This window comes from Streptacidiphilus sp. MAP12-20, assembly GCF_041262525.1.
GTDB lineage: Bacteria > Actinomycetota > Actinomycetes > Streptomycetales > Streptomycetaceae > Streptacidiphilus.
This window is the reverse complement of sequence record NZ_JBGCCK010000031.1, coordinates 29729-48317: the sequence shown is the minus strand read 5'-3', so window position 1 is coordinate 48317 and position 18589 is coordinate 29729. Positions and strand designations below refer to the sequence as shown.

General features: G+C 69.9%; 1 protein-coding gene. It reads right to left on the bottom strand.

The window, feature by feature from the left end; translation table 11 throughout:
* Window positions 1-11: 11 nt before the first annotated feature.
* Window positions 12-18569, bottom strand: a complete 18558-nt coding sequence (locus ABIA32_RS30530) for a UvrD-helicase domain-containing protein (protein WP_370102530.1) — start codon at window positions 18567-18569, stop codon at window positions 12-14.
* Window positions 18570-18589 lie beyond the last annotated feature (20 nt).

The window sequence follows — 18589 nt, the reverse complement described above, 5'->3', positions numbered from 1 at the left end:
GCTGCGTTCTCCTACATGCGCGGGCCGTGTGGCGTGACGCGCTGCTGCTGTTGCCGCTGCCGCTGTTCCCGCTGCTGAGCTTTGCGGTCGTCGGGCCGCTGCTGGCCGCCCTTTCCAGCCGGAGCTGTTCCCGCGCCGGGCCCACCGGCGCCAGGGCCGCCGCTCCTGGGCCCTCCGGTGGCCTTCACCGCCGCCGCCCAGGCGCTCTGCACGACGTCCTCCGGCAGGGCGGCACCCTTGGCTGCCGCCACCACACGGAGCGCCCGCAGGAACGGCTCTGCCATCAGCGCGCCGCGCTCGGGCGTGGCGGCGGTGGGCCCCTGCGCCATCAGGTCTGCCGCGTCCTGGGTCTTCGCCGCCAAGGTCTGCAGCGTGGTCGCAGCAGCCTGCTCGCGGGGACTGGACGCCGCCGAGACGGCGAAGCTCGCCCTGTCCGCCAGCCTCCTGGCCTGGACGTTCAGCACCGCCTGCGTGGACGCCCCCGGGTCGGCGAGGGGCTGACGCTGCGCTGCCGTCGGCCTCGGCTGGCCGGGGCCAGGGCGGTCGGCGGAACGCTGCCGCTGCGGCAGTACAGGCGTACTCACCTGATCGGCCTGGATCGTCTTCGCGACGACCGCGGCTGGTTCGCCCAGGTCGGCAGGTGCAGCGCTCGCAGCTGCCGGAGCCTGCTGTCCCTCCGGCGCAGCGTCGAGATGCCCGGCTTCCTGCGCCTGCGCCCGCGCGAGGATGCGCCGCGCCTCCTCGCGATCGTGGACCAGCACGGGCCGAAGTTGCGCACCTTCCTTCGGCCCGACGATGCCCAGCCCCTCCAACCTCCCCATGACGTGGACCGCCTGTTCAGGGTCGATCGAGAGGCGCCTCCTGACGAGCAGCTCAGCTGCGAACGTCGAACCGACCACGAAGTCCACCGCGTCGCGCAACTGCTCCCAGTTCTCCGGCGCCTGCGACTCCTCCCGCGGGATCGATCCGGCAGCCGTGGTCGCCGGACCGGCCGCGGCCTCACGGTCCGCTTCCCCGACCTCCGCAACAGCCACCGGCTCCGCACCCGCAGTCGCAGCGGAGACCGATACTTCCCTGATCGTGGCACCGCGGTCGGGATCGTAGTAGGCGCCCAGAGGACTGTTGACGTGCTCGGGGAGGAGACCACGCAGGTGAGAGATGCCCTCTTCGGCGGCATGGTGCAGCACCCGCAGAGCGTTCCACCGCAGGCCGTCACGGTTCCCTCCGTGCTCCAGACGGTCCAGCAGGCTTCGCGCGGAGTGAGCGATGATCTCCAGGGTCCGCACCCACAGCGTGCGGCCCGTGCCCAGGGTGGCATGATCAGCCCCCAGCCGGTGGAGTCCGGCCCACGCCCTACCCAGCACCTCGTTCGCTGACTCGAAGACGGTGACGACTCGCCGCCACAAGGGATGCTGAGCCCACTCGGCCATCCGGTCGGCGGCGGCCTGGTAGTAACCCCTGACCGCCTCGAAGCCGCGGGCGACCAACGACAGCTGCTGGCCCGAAGCAACGTCGTCCACGCCGTCGAGGCCGCGGTCCGCGATGGGGCTCTCTATGCGGTTCGCGAGCCACTGCCAGGCGCTGCGGAGCTGGCTGGCCAAGTCGATCCGCTGCCCCGCGGGCAGCAGCCCCGTCAGGCGGTCGGCCCGGGTCGAGGCCGCGCGGTGCAGCCGCCACGCCGCGCGCCAGGCCGCCGAGTCGCGCATGCCGCTGCCGTCCAGACGCCGCGCCAGCAGGAACGCGCCGTGCGAGACCGCCCGCGCGGTCCATGCCTGGATGGTGCGGTCGAGCCCATGGGTCCGGACGTCCCGCACCAGGGCCTCCGCATGGGTCATCACCGCCTCGCGCACGGCGGAGCGCAGTGCCTGGCCGGCCTGGTGGACGTCGCGGATGGACTGCCACTCCGGGGTGCCCCAGTACGCTCCGGCCTGCTCTTGCGTGGCACCGACCGCAGCGTCGAACTCCGCCGCGTCGGCCGCGTCCACCGACGGCTCCGTACTCTGCGCTTGGACCGGGGCGCCGTCGAGCGCACCCAGAAGACCGTTCAAGTGACGGCGCAGGTCCGCATACTGCAGCTCTAGCCGCTGCTCATCCTGTGGGCTGAGTCGCACCGGGGACCTGAGCGCCTGCACGACGCTGGCGAAATGCCTGTCGAGTTCGTCCTGTTCGACGGCTCCGGGAACAGCAGGGTCGGCCACCGCTTCCTCCTGGGTGGGTACGGTGGGCACGCTCTGCGCGGCGGTGCCCTGGTCAGAGCCTTCGGCGGCATCGGTCGCCGCCCCGCTCGGCATGCTCGCGGGGGGAACCTCCGCCGCTGCGGGGCGCTCCGCGCGAGCTGGGGTCTCCAGTGACTGCGTTACGGCGTCGGGCTCGTCCACCACCTCGGTGTCGCCGACGATGCCTTCCCCGATGACGTCGACCCATGGTTCGGCCTCGACTCCCGGGTCGTCCTGCGAGAACACAGCGAGCTCGTCGTCTTGCTCGATCGCGGACTCCGGCATGTCGGGCGAGTAGGGCTCTGCCGCAGGAGCGGAATCGGCCTCGGCGTCGAGATCCGGCTCGGTCTCGGCCTCCTGCAGAGGCACCGATGCTGCCTCCGGCTCCACCACCAGCGGGCCTGTCGGCTCAGGGGCAACCTCTGCCTCTGGGGCAGGTTCGGGCTGCATCGCCGGTCTGGCCTCCGGGACGGTCGTCGTCTGCGCCTGCGACGCGGGCTCTGCCTCCGCAGTAGGCGCAGGGTCTGTCTCCTGCTCACCGGGGACGGCCGGGTCCTGGGCCTTGTCCGGCGCAGCGGTGCCGCGCCGCCACTGGTCGTACAGCCTGGCCAGCTCGGCGCGGGGCATGTCCTTGGACGACTGGTAGCCCTGGGCGATGTACCACTCGCCGAACGCCCTGGCCTCCGTCGCGGTCGCGCCGAACTCACCCTCAGCGGCCCTGCGCACCCCCGTACGCCACGCTGCCTGCGCGAGCTTCGTGCTCCGGTCCGGCTTGTGGTCCGTCTGCTGCGAGGGCGAGACGTTCCGCATCCTGTCGGCGATCGCCTGCGTGGTTGCGCGGTCGGCGGCCGGTGCCTCTGGTGTGTCCTGCACGGGCTCCGGCCTCTGGGCCCTGAACGCAGCCTCGATCTGGTCCGCGATCCTGCTGGCGGTGCTGACCAGCGCGAGCAGCACGTGCCGGTCCGCAGGCGAGGCGTATTGGCTGCTGGCGGTCAGGGCACCGCCGACTTCGATGACCGCCTCCACCAGCTGGCGAAGCTGTTCAGCCATCAGCGCAGGGGCGCTGCTGCGATCCCGCGTGACCGGCTCCAGCTGCTCCCACGCGGTCTGGATCCGGGCCGCGAGTTCCCCGCCGGCGGTGTTGGCAGGGTCGGTCAGGCGGGTGGCCGTCATGGACGCCGTCCACGCCTGGTGCGTCTTACGCATCTGGGCGAGCTCGGCCGCGAACGGAGTGGCTCCGTTCCAGCCGGGCAGCTGTTCGTCCGTCACCTCGCCGGAAGCGTCGGGGGCCCCATCGCCGCCCTCGACAACGGTGGCGGTGTCACCGACAGGTTCGGTGGTGATGCTCTCCGCGGCGTTGCTCTGGAGAGCAGTTGTCCCCAGGGACGCGGTCGCAACCAGCCGTTCCGCAGCCATCCGGACGCCGCCGATTGACGCCTGGAGCGCCCGACGGTCAGCGACGTCGGCGAACGACTCCATGTCCTGCAACGACCGCCCGGCCGCAGTCGCTGCCTCGTCGAATTGCCGCAACCTGTGGGCTGTCTCCTGCACGTCGATCTCGCGTGCGCCGAGGAGGGCTGTCATGAGATCCAGCCACCGTTCCTCGATCTGCTCTGCCTCGTTGACGACTGGTCCATCCGTGAGACTGCGCATCTCCCGGGCGCGCTCGTTGAGTCGGCGCACGGTGAGCGAACTGCTCCACGCGCCGAACGCCTGCCGGGTCTCGTCCAGGTCGGCGGTGAAGTCCTCCAAGCTGGTGTACGGCGCAGCAGGAGGCGGCGGTTCCTCCTTGGACGCCGACGCAGGGGGTGCTTGCGTGGTGGACGAGGATTGCGCCGCCTGCCCCTCCTCCAGGTCCGTCCCAGCCTCGTCATGCGCCGCGTCTGGTACGTCCTCCTCGGGAGCCGCAGCGGCTGTTGGTGCAGCCGGCTCCGGCTCCGGTTCCGTCTGCTCGACAGCTTGCGCCGCGCTGTCGGGGGTCGCCTGGGTCGTGAACCAGGTGACGTCGTCGGCGGGAACGTCGGTGAGTCCGGCGAGTGTGGCGGGCAGGAGCAGCTTCGCGACCTGTCGGGTTAGATCGGTGTGATCGTGCGACCAGTCGTAGGGGCGGCTCTGGCCGGAGGGGAGGCCCAGCACGCCAGCGATCGTTATAGCGCCGCCCGATACCTCGGCGGGCCCCTGGGCGACGAACGGCAGGCGCTGCGGGGAGACGCTCCAGAAGGCGTCTCCGGCCGCGACCTCGCTCAGGGGCACATGTTGGGTGTGGTAGTCGGGCAGTACGGCGCGGATCGTCCGCAGCCGCTCCAAAGTCTGCTCACCGGTTGCGCGCTCGCGGGCGGTGTCGGGGTCGACGAGGCTTTCCAAGCTGATGAGCCCGTCGTCTGGTTCGTTGGCGTCGCGTCGGTTGCGGGCGATCAGGTTCTCTGCCTGCCCGGTCAGGTGGGCTTGAAGGGACTCGTCGATCAAGGTGCGAACCAGGCCGCTGCAGACCTGCTCGACCTCTTGCCGTACTGCACGGAAGCGGTCGTGTTCGCCGATCACACGGAACGCGTCCTCGGTCCTGGCCAGGGCGTTGCCGGTGCTCCAAGCCCTGTCCAGGATCTCCTTGCGCTGCACCGTCAGCGCCGGGCGTAGCCAGCTGAGCGCCTTGGCCCAGGTCAACTTGCCAGTGCGGACCTCGGTCCCCCCGTCGGAGACGCTGATGTCGAGGCCGCCGCTGCGGGAGTACGCGCTCCCTGTTTCGCTGCTCTCGGCCTGGCCGGGGCCGGCGGGCATCTTGAAGTAGCCGTCGTACAGCTGCGGGTGGTGCTTCCTGTCGCCGTCGCTGTGGAAGATCCACTGGGCGAAGCTGTGGTCCGAGATTCGGCCGAGCACCACGGCGATGTCGTGGTCCGTCAGGGGCTCGGTCTCGGCGACGGGGGCGCTGCCGGGTTCGGCCAGTTCGGCGAGGTGCGCTACCTCCTCATCCGGCTCCGTCGCCACGGAGCCGGATGCCGCGGTCCGGGCCTGCTGCTGCTCGTGGTCGGCGATCAGGGTGCGGATGCGGTTGTAGTTCTCCAGCGCCGCAGCGTTGAGAGCGAGCTCCGCGATCAGTTCGCGAGCTGCGTCGAGCTGGACCTCTACGGGCGTGAGCGCCGCATCCACACCAGGGTTTGACTCGCCGCCCGGGTGCAGGCGGACTCCGGCGAGGCCCACTACCTGGTCGAGTGCGTCGCGCACGACGGTGCTCTTGATTTCACGGCCGGCTTCGGTCTGCTCAGCCTCGTCCAGAGTCTGCAGGACCAGGATGAGCGCCTCGCGCACGAACGCGTCGCCGATCTCCGGGATGCGATTGTCGTTTGTCAACTTCTCTGCGAGGGACCCGAGTTGGGCCGGGCTTCCGGAGAGCGGCGCGATCAGCTCGTTGTAGTGGGTTGCCGCCCGGTCGGCGATTTGCTCGATCCTGCGCTGCAGCTCGGTGGCAACGTCCTCGACCAGGCGGTACGCGGGCTCGTCGTCCTGGAGGGCGGCCAGCACATGCCGCAAGTTCGAGTGGAACTGGGCCCACGGGTTGTCCTGCCTCCAGACGTCCCCGACCTCCTGGCCTCGCCCCACGCCGTCCACGATCTTGCTGTGCAGGTTGGGGACGGCGTTCGTCTCCGCCCTCCGCAGCCCGGCGACACCGCGCTGTCGGATCTTCGCTGCGTCCCAGGGCAACGGAGCCAGCTCGGCATTGGCGACCCGGGCCGGCTCCGCGGCGTCATTCGAGGCATCGGCCGCCTGAGCGAGACCGGAGGCAGACGCCGACTGGTTCTCCTCGACCACAGCGGGGCCCGCGATGATGTCCTGCGCCGTCGGTGTCGGAGCGGCGGTTTCCACTCCGTTGTCCGCCATGGCGTCGGCTGTCTGGCGCAGCTGGGCGAAGAGCTGGCGGCCGGCCGCGTCGAGGATCACGTCGCGGTTGTCGCCGTCCAGGTAGGTCCACGCCAGGAACTCCGCGCCGTCAGCCATCACGAACTCGTCGGCCAGGACGGCGACGGCTCGCGCGAACTCCTCGGTGTACTGATCCCGTTCGCGGACTGAAGCCTGGAGCACTTGCTCCTCGCGCAGGCCCTCGGCGAGCCAGCTCGCTACCTCATCGGTGCTGGGTGCCAGGGTGTCGCGGAGCGCGTCGCGGACCGCCTCGGTCAGCGCGGGCCGCACGGCGGTGTCCGCCCACAGGGAATGCGCGAGGTGCGGGAGGTGGGCGTCGAGCCACTTTGTCGTCTCCTCGGTCGAGACAAGCTGATGGTCCACGCTGCCGGGGCGCGCAAGCTCGGGCACGGCAACGGTGATCTGCCCGTGAATGAGGGTGGAGTCGGCGATGGCGGGGAGCTCCCGGATCGCCAGGTTGCCCTCATTGGTGAGCAGGTTGAGGACGGGGACGCCGAAGCCGTTCCTGAACAGCGTGAGGCGCACATGAGGCCCCTGGAACGGGGCAGGAAGTGGGGCCGCCGGCTGCGCGGCTGCTGTCGATGCCTCGGCCGCCGCATCGATCTCGGCGACCGCATTGGCCAGGGTGTCGACCACCTCTTCGGCGGGGGCGACCTCCGCCGAGCGGTTCGCGGCTACGCGTGCCATCAGGTCCGGGTCCATCAACTGGATCCAGTCGAGCGATCCGAGTTCGAGTCGGCCCTTGGCCCGGGTCACCGTGACGTAGGCCAGGCGAAGCTCTGCTGGCGCAGGCAGGATGACTTCTCCGGTGTTCGTGTCCTCCTTCGGCTGCGGGAAGTCGGGGCCGATGCGGACGTTGTCCCATTCCCGTCCCTTGGACTTGTGTGCGGTGCTCACGACCAGCTCCGGCCGGCTCTCCTCGTCCACCGCGTCTTCGGGGACGAGGCTCTGGATCATCCGCAGCAGGCCGTCGGGGCGGTAGCGGTCGACGAGCCGGACGAGGGTCTGCAGCGCCTTGGCGTCCTCGTCGCCGTCCGCGAACTCGCGGACCTCGTTCCAGTCGGCGAAGTCCTTCAACTCCGGGTGCTTGGTGCGGCGCCCGTTCTGCAGGTCCTGTGCAGCCTTGGCGATGGCCTCGATGTCGCCCCCGCCGCCGACCAGGGCGACGCGCTTGCCCTGGTCGAAGCCTTCGATGACTGCTCCGATGGCTCCGATGTTGGTCTTGGTGAGGATGGCGTCGGGCTCGTCCACGTCACCGATGCTGGTGTCGAGCCCGGGATTCCCCTCCAACTGCAGGTCACTATCGAGGAGCCGGAGGTAGGCGTTGCCGACGGCCGCCACCCCCGGGCCGAACCGCCAGCTTTGGGTGAGCGGCAGGGTCTCGTCGGCCGGCCAGTCCTTGAGGGCGTCGATTGCCCCGCGGAACTCGTAGATGCCCTGGTGGCTGTCGCCGACGACGACCTTCTGCGCCTGCTGGTCGGCGATGACCTTCTTCAGGACGGGAGTGACGTCCTGGGCCTCGTCGAACATGATCAGGTCGAAGGAGAGTCGCGGGTTGCCCAGGGCCCAGACCTTGATGTAGTCATCGGGCTCGAAGAAGAACCTGTTGCTCTCCGGGTCGGCCTTGTCGTCCCAGATCTGCTGTGCGTACCCGAGGAGCCGGGCGGTCACCGGGCTGTCCGCCCAGCGCTCGCCGAGGTGCTGCGGGCCGAGCTCGGCGTCGGCGCTCTCGCGGTAGCGCCGCACGGCGGTCAGCGCGATCCGGGCGACCTCCTGCGGTTCGAGGCCCCCGTCCTTGAACTTCAGGGGCTTGGTCAGGCCGAGGGCCGGTGCGACGTCCTTCGGGAACCTCGCGCCTCCGTTCTTGCCTGCTCGGGAGACCTTGTTCCACAGCGGCGTGTTGCGCAGGGCAGTTCGAGCGTAGGAGTGGCTGGTCCCGGAGGTGACGCGCCGGGGGAACTTCCGGCGGGCCTCGTCGGCGATGGCCCGGTTGAAGGCGATGTAGGCGATGCGCTTCTTCGGCAGCTTCTCGGTGAGCATGAGGAGCGTCGAGGTCTTGCCGGTTCCAGCGAGTGCCTGGACTGCGACGTCCTTCCCGGCCAGAACGGCGTCGATGATCCGCTGCTGCTGAGGGGTCGGAGGGTACTGCGCCGCCGCCTTGGACGCCTCGGCCGCGGCAGCCTCAGCATCCTTCGTCCGGAGGTAGGCACGGACCTCGCCGATGACTCGCTCCCGGTTCGCTGCCCGACCCGAGTAGCGCCAGCGTCCCTCACGGAAGGCGAAGTTCTGGTCCCTCTTGAGCAACTTCCGCAGGTCTGCTTCCTGCTGGAAGTAGTCGCCACCGGTGCCGGTGACGAACGCCGCGCGGCCCTCCGTCACGATCTTGATCCGGCCGGACCAGGCACCCTCAGCCGTTGTGTCGGCAGTATCCGCCATGCTCTCCTCCTGCGTGGACAGTGCTGTCTCACGGCTGGTCAGCTCTGTGGACTCCGCGAGGCCGCTCGGGTCGTCGGCGGCGGCCCCCTCGGTGACCTGCTGCGCCGGCTGTGCGACTTCCGCCAACGCAGGACCGTTGGGATCGGTCGTGGGCGACGGAGTCTCTTCTTCCTGACCGGTCGTCGTGTTCACGGGTCCGTGAGCGGTCTCGGCCTCGGTCTCTCCGGCCTCGGCGGGGGCCCCGGGAACGATGTCGGCCTCTGTGGCTGCGGCTGCGTGGTCCCGGAGCAGGGCTTGGAGCGTGGCTTCGTAGGTGCCGGTCGCCAGCTCGCGAACGGCTGCCCAGGGGATCGGCTCTCGCAGGGGGATGACGCGGGCTCCCTGCATGGACAGCAGGTCCCCGGCGAACCAGCGCCCCTCCACGCTGGTGGACAGCAGGTTGTTCGAGGGGAGGATCTGGGCGCCACGCACGACGGGTTCGTCGTCCAGTTCGTCGTCGCTGTCCTCCACGGACTGCAGCAGCAGCAGCGCGTCGTGCACGGTGCCGTCGGGCAGGGACAGCGTGGCCATGACGGCGAGCCGGGCATCGGCGCTGGGCCCTGCCTGCTCGTAGGCGGGCAGGGTGTCGAACCCGGAGATCAGCGCGTCGAGGCCGTCCGGCACTGCCGCGGTGCCGGGGCTCGTCCCAGGGGTCTCGTCCGGGGCAGACGGCGTGGTGTAGAGCGCGGCGAACGCGTCCGCTGCGATGTCCGTGCGGGCGCTGGGTCGGCTGCTCAACCCGATCCAGTCTTCGTAACGGGTTCCAGCGCCGGACACCGGGTCGGTGACGATCAGGTAGCTCAGCCACTCGTCGAACTTGGCTCGGGCCTCTTCCTCGGGCACACGGTGCAGCCAGGCGAGGACGCCATCGGCTGCGGACGCCGCGCGAACCACCCAGTCGCGCGCCTCGGCGTGGACGCGCGCGTCGTGGGCGGCCGTGGCAGCTGCGCGCTCCCGGGCGCGCTGTGCGCGACCGGCTTCCCTGGCCTCCTGCTCCATGCGGTAGGTCAGGGAGAGACGAACGATGTGCGCCTCGGTCGCGCCGATGAGGTCGCTGGCCGGGGCGCTCAAGGCCGGAGAGATACGGGCCCGCTCCCGCTCCATCACACGGACAGCGGCGCCCGTGGCGTCTACGGCCTTGCTGTAGGCGGCCAGGGCTGCGGCGAACTCATCATCCCCGGTGAGCGCGACGCGTCCAGCGGTGTCGGCGGTCTCCCAGGTCGCCTTGACGGTCTCGTGCAGGTCTGTGTCAATGAAGGCCAGAATCTCTGTGCCGCGCAGGAAGTCAGTGACCAGGGAGTTGATCCGCTCGACCGCCGCAGCCAGCTGGTCAGCGTTGTAGGGGCCCGCCAACATCGGGTCCGCTGTGGTGGAGGCCGGTGCCACGGTCGACTCAGACACCTCGTCGTCAGCACGTGGTGCGGGCCCGACCAGTACCGCAGCGGCATCGGAATGCAGGGCGGTTCCGGCGTCCGCCGCAGGCTGAGCGGCCGACACTGGGGTGGCGAACAACTCCTCCCACCGCCCCTCGTGGGCGACGGTAGCGCTGATGCGCGACGCCAGCAGCGTCGCGTACTGCGTCATCGCCCGCAGGTGCGGGAGCGCCGCCGGCGCCCGGTACTTCTCCTCTGCGAGATGCTGGGAGATGGTCTGGGTGGCGCGGGCCAGCTCGACGCACCGCTGCGCCACGGCGTCGCCCGCGTGGGCGAACGGATCCAGGTTGGAGCCCACAGCGCCTTGACGCAGGTCTTCGAGCGCGGCATGGACGGCACGGCCGTCCGGACGACCGTCGCTGCCCATCAGGCGTCTGCCCGCAGGGGTGTCCCTGAGACTCCAGTAGGCGGAGAACGCCGCCCCGAAGTCTTCCTCGGCCTCAGCACGAGTGGCGTAGGGCTCGCCGACCGGGATCCGGATCTCGACCGGCGGCTCCTGCACTGTGGTCTCGATCATCCGGTGACTGCGGCCGAGCTTCGACAGTTCCTGCACGAGGCGGCGGATGCGCTCGTTGCGCTGGTACATGTCGGCGAGCGCGCCGGAGCGGGGCAGGATCCAGTGGCTCTGCTTTCCCTTGTACTTGAAGCCGAGTCGGTCCAGCAGCCGCCGAACCTCGGTGTCCGAGGGCAGGTTGGAGGTGCCGCGCACGACCGTGCTGCGGTAATCGTGCTCGATCTCCAGCGGTGCCGCGTGGCTGACGACGGGGATGGCTGCCTCGGGCACAGCCGCAGGCGCCTCCGGCATGTTCCCCAAGGCCATCTGCCGCTGGGCGACGCCTCGCCGGACTTGCGCTGCCGCGGCAGGCCGCAGCGACGCCGCTCGGCAGGCTGCGGCGTGTTCGTACGCCGTCCGCACCAGCCGGCCAAGCACCTGCTGGTCGCCCCGCTGTCGGAAGGTTTCCTCGCGCATGCTCAGGACGAGCGCGTAGGCGGTGTGCGCGAGCTTGGTGGTCTGCCGGGTGAGCTCGTCCAGAGTGCCGTCCTCGATCGAGGCCAGCTCCACCGATCGCAGGGCTTCCCGAACCTCCTCCATGGCGGCGCGGGCAGCTGTGAACGGGGCGTCCTGCGGGCGGGAACCGTCGCCTTCGCCCAACTCCCGGGCGGTGGCCGTGGCGAGCCAGGTCTCCCAACTGGTGACAAGGTCCTCGGCACCCTGAGTGAACGCCTCGCCGTCTTCGTAGGGACTAGTCTCGGCCGCTGCGAGCTGGTGGGCTGACAGGTGCTGGTGATGCTGGAAGGCGCGCTGTGCGACATCGCGCAGGATCGCACGCGTCTCGCCCTCCGCTGTGTCGGCGGCCCCCATCGCGAGGGCGACGACCTGCAGCCACTCGGGCAGCACTGCCGTCAAGCGGGTGTCGGGCATCTCGCGGCGCTCCCACATTGCCCCGCGCAGAGCGGCTTCGGCCTTCCCCCCGCCGCCGGACACCAGCGGCCACCGGTCGTACGTCTGGAAGAGGATGCTGCGGCTGAGGTTGAGGTGGGTGCTGTCGCTGTACGGGGTGGGGCGTTCCTTCGCGGGGTCGTTCCGGCCGAGGACCGCCAGCGACTCCGGGTCCAGCGCCGAGGCGTCCATCAGCTCGTCGGTCAGATGGTTGCCGAGGGCCTGCATCCGTGCCAGGTGGCGTTCCGTCCGAAGCTGGAGCCGCTCGGCGACCGCAGCCACTTCTCCCTCACCGCTGTCGACCAGGGCGGAGGCAGCCTGGGCCAGGCGATCGTAGATGCCGAGCGTTTCCTCCGGCGACAGCTGGGTGCTCTCGTGCGCCGCTGTGAGTGCGTTGGAGAGCTCTGCGGCGAACTCGTCCTCCAGCGCCGCGGATTGCTGCCGAAGGATGCCCTCCAGCTGGCGTCCGGTGGATGCGACGAGCTCCCGGCCAGCGACGAGCTCGGCCGAGTCGACGTAGTGCCCCAGCACCGCGGCGGCCCACTCGATGTTCGGCAGCGAGGAACGAGGCGTGTCCATGTCCGAGGCGGCGACTCGGGCCTGTACTTCCGCGTCGGCCCCGATCAGCGGCTCGGGTTCCTCGACGTCGAGCGCGGTGGCATCGACGATGTCGTATCGGGCCCCGTCAGCCAGGGTGAGGAGGAGCCCGGTCGCGGTCTGCTCGACACGAGCCCCGTCGGCGATGAGCTGCGCGACGCCGGCGGCCAGGTCGGCGCCAGGGGCCGGGGCGGCGCTCAGCCCACCCGGGCCGGTGACTGTGTACTGGCCCAGCGGGTCCATGAGCGCTGCCGCGTCCTCCGCCGCCTGGACATCGACATTGACCGGCTCGTCGGTGGAGGCCCAGCGCCGGTACTCGGCGCTGCCCGGGTCGGTGACGGTGGCACGGTACCGGGAGGCGTGATCCCGAATGGCTGTGGACAGCTGCCAGGTGTCGCGGACCGCCTGCGGGTTGCGCTGCTGGCGGTCCCACTGCTCGGCGACGGCACGGATCTGGCGTGCGAGGTCCTCCACCACCGGCACCCCGGTGAGGTGGTCGAAGCCGAGCAGCCGACTCTGGCGCGCTCCCGAGCTCTCGGTCAGCAGCAGTTCCGCTGCCTGCGTGAGGCTGCGCTCCTCCGCAGAGCCGCGGTCAAGGTGCGCCCCGAGCCGCTCTGCCCACTGGCGATAGGCGTTGGCCACGGACTCCTCGGCCGCCCAGCTCTCCGCGCGGTCGACATACGGGGCAGTGGGCGGCGACCCGGGCCTGGCTGACAGCCCGCTGCTGTCGGGGGAGGATGCGTCCGAGGACGGGGCAGCGGGTGTGGCCATGGTGGTGGCGGCCGACTGGGATGGCGCGGCTGCCTCTGCCGGATCGTCCTCCGTGCGCGCCCGGCCTTCGGCCTGCGCCTGGATGTCCGAGTTGATCTGGGCTTGCTCGGCGCGGGCGCGCAGGAGCCGGTCCATCTTGCCGAATGGCTTGCCGACGAGCTTCTGCGCCCGCTCGATCTCCTGCCGCAGCTCCTCCACCACGCCTTGCAGGGTGGTGTGCAGCCCGTCGAGCTTGCCGATGTGGTTCTCGATGCGCGTGATCAGGCCGACCGGCGGCTTCCCTGGCGCGAGCGCGGCGTTGACGTCGTCCACGGTGAAGATGGCCTGCGGGACCTCACCCAGCCCCCGGATGGTGAACTCGATGAAGTCGTGGCCGTTGTTGACCCGAGCCATGATCATCTGACCGGAGACCGTAGCCACGTGCTCGTACTGGCTGCGCCCCTCCCGGCCGGCGCGGCGCTGCATCAACGACAACTGCGTTCGCAGCGCGGTCGCGGCCTCCGTGCGCTTGGTGACTTCGGTGCCGCCCGGAAGCTCGGCGCGGAACTCCTCCGTGTGTTTCGCGGCGCGACGCTCAACGGCCTTGCCGACCAGGTCCGCGAAGCCCTGGGCGGTAGCGAGGGTTTCGTCGGCGGAGTCGACCACGTTGCGCAGGTGCTGCTCGGTGCGCTTCCAGTTGGTGTAGGCGGCCTCCAGCTGGCGGACCTCTTCGTCCGCTGCCGCCTGCTTGAGCAGGAGCGGGTTGCCGGTCGCGATGGCCTTGATCTCGCCGAACTCCAGGTAGTCCCGGCCGAGGTCGCCGTCGAGGGCCTGCTCCTGCTCGGCCCGGTCGCGGCCGGTGCGGACCTGGTCCGTGAATCGTGCCTTCCGCTCGACGGTCTGCCACATGAAGGAGTCGAACGAGCCCTCCTTGACCCAGCGGTAGACCTGCACGGGGATCTGCTGCAGGTAGTGCTGGTTGAACTGCCGCACGATGCGGCCTTCGCGCTGGGTGACGTCGCTGGGCCGCCAGGGGCAGTCGAGGTGGTGCAGGGCGATGGCTCGGTCCTGGACGTTGACTCCGACGCCCATGGTGTCGGTGGAGCCCACCAGGATGGCCACCTTGCCCAGGCGTGCGTCGCTGAACAGCTGCGCCTTCTCCTCCGCGGTGTTGGCGTCCTGCGCGAACCGGATCATGTCCTCGGGCAGGCCCCGGGCCACCAGTTCATCGCGCAGGTAGTGGTAGGCGATGAACCGTCCCTCCTTGATGGCCTTGTCGGAGGGGGTGCCACGGTCGGAGAAGACCAGCTGCAGCGCGCCCGTCAGCGGGTTCGGAGCACCGTCGCGGTCGGTGTACTTGCGGCCCTTGTGCTCGTGGTAGATCGCGGCGATCCGCTCCACGGCGGCGTCGAGCTTTCCCTGGCCGTCGGCCTCCCAGCCGACCATCCGCAGGTCCAGGGCGGCAAGGCGGCCGTCGTTGCTGATCTTGAGGAGGTTGTCGACGGAGGCGTCGACCTCCCCTGCGCGGACGATCTCCGCTCGGTCGGCGATCTCCGCCATGAACGTCTTGTCCTGGGTGGTGGCGGGGACGACCACGGTCTCGGTGTACTTGTCGGGGATCGGGAGCTTGATGTCGTCCTTGGTCTTCACGTCGGCCATGGACTTCCACAGCCGGGAGAAGTTCATCGCGTTGCGGAAGGCTCCGATGCGCTCCTTGATGCGCGGGATGCCCTCCGGAGAGATCTCCGGCGCCATCGTCTCGGTGAGGTACTGCGCCTGGAAGCTGGAGAACGCGGACAGGCCGGCCCGCTCCAGCAGGTCCGGGCGGAAGTAGTTGAGCATCACGTAGGCCTGCGGCATCGCGTTCGGGAACGGCGTCCCGGTCGAGCCGATGGCGACCCGGTTGTTCGGGTTGCGCAACTTGACCATCAGGTCCCGGGACTGCGCCGAGACCGTAAGGGAGAGCTCGGAGTTGTTGGCGCCGATCTCGGCGTTCGCGAAGTCCTGGACCTCGTCGACGACGATCCCGTCGATGCCGGTCTGCTCCCAGGAGATGCCGGTCATCGTGTTCTTGACCAGGTTCTTCTGCGCGCGCTGCGTGTGGCGCTTGAGGTCTCCCTGGAGCCGCTTGATGGTGTCCTTGGTGCGGCTGCTGACCTGCCGCAGATCGGCGCTGTTGGCGGCTGCCACGTCCAGGGATTCGGCCACGAGCGGGTCGCCGCCCGGGTTGAGCTCCGGGGCGAGGGCGTCGTCGCTGCCGGTGAGGATCTTGTGGATGCGGGCGCGGTACTCGGCGGTTTGGTCGGCGACGAACTGCTCCTGGCCGCGGCCCGAGACCGGGATCCGCTTGAACAGGCTCTGCGGGAGGATCACCGCGTCCCAGTCGCCGTTGGCGATCTGGGCGATGTAGGCCGCGGCCGTGTCTTTGTTGAAGTCCGCGCTGTCGATCGCGAGCACACGCGCGGTCGGGTAGCACTTGAGGAAGTCGTTGCGGAAGTCGCCGACGGTCGGGTTCTTAACGACGACGCACGGCTTGCTGACCATGCCCAGGCGCTTCATCTCCATGAGCGTCATCGCGATGGTGTACGTCTTGCCGAATCCGACCTCGTAGTCGAAGAAGCTGTGACCGCCCTCGTGCAGGGCGCGGGCCACGCCGGCGCGCTGGTGCGGGCGCGGTACGACCTGGTCGGAGAGGCCGGGGAAGGTGAGGTGGCTGCCGTCGCCCTGGTAGGGCACCCAGGAGTTGAACCGCCGGTTGTAGGTGTTCAGGACGTCGGTGGCGCGCTCGTGGTCCTGCCAGAGCCAGTCACCGAACAGCCTGTTCAGCTCCTCCGCCTTCGCGACGGCCTGCTCGGTCTGCTCGGCAGCTACGCGCTTGGCGTTGGAGATGTCCTCCGGGGAGGCGTCTTCGTCCACCTTGCCGGGGTGCACGACCAGCGAGTTGCGCCGCAGCAGGCGCTGGAAGAGCTCGACGGCGTTGCGCTTGGCCGTGCCGTAGACGACGGTGGCCGCACGGGACTTGAGGACGCCGCGGGGGGCCGTAACCTCCCAGTCGGCCCCGGACTCGCACGCCACGTCCACGAACTGGGACTGCAGCAGCTGGCGGATGAAGTCCTGGTAGTGGCGAGGGGCGATCCAGGTGGCGCCGATCTGGATGTCCTCGATGTCGCCAGGCGTCTTGGGCGGGGGCATGGTCCGCCGCAGGGCTTCGGCGTTGGCCTGGAAGGGGTGCTGCTCGCGCAGCTCGGGTGAGACCATCCGCAAGACGGACTCCACCTGCTCCAGCTTCTCGCCCAGGTCACCGCTCAGGTAGTCCGCGGCCAGCACGAGCCGCTGGGTGCCGGGCTCATTGAAGACCAGGTCCCCGAGCGCCTCGCGGGCTTCCTCCAGCGACTCCAGGCCGAGTAGCTCGGCGATCTCGCCCAGGCGCACTTCGCGGTAGCGGTTCAGGCTGATGGCCAGCGCGTCCTGCGGCGTGTCGGCGCTATTCTGCTCCTGCTGCGGGTGGGTGACAGCCTTGGTGAAGATCGCGGACTTCTTCGCGGTCCCGGTGTCCTGGTCGTAGATTTCGAGCGCATACACGCCAGCGGCGTACGGGTCCGTGCGGAAGGTGCCGTGGGCGGTGCGCGGGTCGCGCCTGCTCTGGCGGACGTTGAGGGCGCCGTACTTGGCGGTGTGGGCGTCGTAGTGGTCGTTGAGCTGAGTACGCAGGGCTGTTGCCCCATCCTCAGCTCCGACGGTGGACTCGGCACTCAGCAGGGAGACGTAAGTGTCCCGCAGCCGCAGGAGTGAGGTGAGCTCGTCGCCTGCGTTCTTGAAGACGCTCCTCTCGCTGAGCTCACCCCCTGCGATCTGCAGGAACGTTCCGTCGTGCTGATCGATGACGGTGCCCTCGAAGCGGTCGAGGTCATTGCCGAACATCTCCTCGGCGAACCGCATCCGCTCGACCCGCCGCTCCACGGCGGTGCGCTGTTCGGCGGCCGGGGACGCGCTCATGGTGAGCCCCTCCTCGCGTGCCTTGCGTGCGATCTCCGCCAACGCCTGCGTCAGAGCGTCGCTCAGGTCGACGCCGTCGTCCGGACGGACGGTGATGTCCTTGTCGGTGAACTGGCTGCTGGTGACGGCGTGGGTGCCCAGCACCATCTCGGGGTGCCTCTTGAAGTGGGAGTTGACCAGGATGCTGGTCTCCTCGTCCACTGCCACCTGGGACAGTCCAACCCAGTCCGGCGGCGTGGTGGGCGGCTCGCCGTCCCGCCGCCGAAGGATCAGCAGGTCTGTAACGGCCTTGGTCCCTGCCGCCTTCCAGTGGGCGCCGGCGGGCAGTCGTACCGCACCGACCAGGTCGGCGCGGTCAGCGATCTCCAGACGCGCGGTCCGCCCGGTCGAGTCCATGGTGTAGCGGCTGGTCAGCACCGCTACCAGTCCGCCGGGGCGCGTGAGCTCCAGCGCCTTGACGATGAAGTGGTTGTGCGTGGCCAGCCTGAGCGGATTGTGGAGCGGGTCCGTCATGGCGATCTCGTCGAACGGGACGTTCCCGACGGCTGCGTCGAAGTACCCCTCGGGGTAGCGGGTGGCTACGAAGGACTCGTTCCTGATCTCGGCGTCCGGGTACAGCGCTCGTGAGATCTCGGCCGTCACCGGGTCCAGCTCGACCCCGGTCATCTGCGCCGAGTCGGGCGCGAACGCGATGAAGTTGCCGCTGCCGCTGCCCGGCTCCAGGACGCGCCCGTCGGTGAAGCCCAGGTCGACCAAGGCCTTCCACACCGGTTCCACCAGGGACGCATCTGTGAAGTGGGCGTTCCTGGTCGTGGCCTCGGCCGCGTGCCACTCCGCTTCCGTCAGCAGGCTCCGGAGCTCTCCCCGAAGGGCGGCGAAGTCGCGCTGGCGCGGATCGAAGATCCCTGGAACCGCACCCCAGGAGCTCCACCGGGCAAGGACAGCCTGCTCGTCGGGCGTGGCCGCGCGGCTCTCCCAGCGCAGGGTGTGCAGGACACGAATCGCAGCGATGTTGGCGCGGACCCGTGCCATGCGCCCGGACGGCGCCAGATCCTGCTGCCCAGCCGGCCGGAAGGGCGACGCGGGCGCCACCTCCTGCGGCGTCGGCACGTGGTGGGAGACGATCCTCTCGACCGGCACCAGGTAGGGCTCGTCGTCCTCGTCCACGTCCTGCACCAGGATGCTGCCGGACACCGGGTCGGGGAGACCGCGGACGACGGCCTCGATGAGGTCCACCGCCTCTATGAGGTCGTCGGGGTCGGCGGCGGGCTGTGGATCGGAGCTCGTGTACAGCACCCGCACGCCAGGAGCCAGCTCCTCGGTGTGGTCGTCCGTCGGAGTCCAAGCCGTGTCGGGTTCCGCCGGCCGCACGGTGTGACCGACGGCCGCCATCGGTTCCGGGACCAGACCGGAGACGACGGCCTCGGCCAAGGCTTCCTCACGGTCGCCGTCGCCGGGGAGCGTCCCGTCCTCCAAGCCGTCCCACAGCTGGTCGAACAGGTCCTCCGCCCACTCCTGGTGCTGCAGGTCGGACGGCGCGGACACCTCGTGCACCGCGCCGTCCTCGCTGACGCGCACGATGAGGAACCGGCCCTGTTCGGAAGGGTCCGCCGCCGGGTGGTCGTGTCCGATGACGTAGAGGCGGTACTGACAAGCCGCCTCAGACACGCTGGTCACGGCGCGCAGAAGAATCGATCCTGCGGCGGCCTCGGCGTCCAGCTCGGAGAGTCGACGGGGTGTCTGGTACACGGTCTTCCTCCACGTACGTC